We start from the raw sequence: 509 nt of genomic DNA on the forward strand, positions 1-509 counted from the left end.
TCGGCCGAGTCTGCGCCGCTGTCTGAAGCGTCATTCAGGTCAATCACCGGAATATTGACGGTAGTATCGACGGTAAAAGCAAACGCCTCGCCGCTGAGGCTGTTACCCGCCACATCCGTAACAGTGACGATCAAAGAGTGTTCGCCATCTGCCAATACTGAAGGCGTGACGAAATGCCATTGCCCCGCCGCATCCTGGGTCGCGGCCTGTGGTGCGCCGCCGTCGATGCTGACCATCACCGTCACCACATCCGCATCAATTGCGATCGCGAAGCCCGGCGTGGTGTCGTTGGTCTGGTTGTCACCCAGCACACCGGTGTCGTCACTTAATGTGACGACTGGTGCATTCACTGCGGTATCGACCGTGATATTCAGCGCCGCTGAGGTCGCGGTATTGCCCGCATCATCGGTAACGCTTACCTGCACGGCATATTCGCCATCCGCCAGTTCCGGCGCGGTAAAGCGCCAGGTTTCCCCGGTTTTGGTGGCCGGATAAACCGTACCGTTGAT

General features: G+C 58.5%; 1 protein-coding gene. It reads right to left on the minus strand.

Going from position 1 to position 509, the window contains the following annotated elements:
* On the minus strand, positions 1-509 hold a 509-nt coding region (locus CYR52_RS22200), incomplete at both ends, for an Ig-like domain-containing protein (protein ID WP_165699112.1).

It is taken from the genome of Chimaeribacter arupi (genome assembly GCF_002858805.1).
In the GTDB taxonomy this organism is placed as follows: Bacteria; Pseudomonadota; Gammaproteobacteria; order Enterobacterales; family Enterobacteriaceae; genus Chimaeribacter; species Chimaeribacter arupi.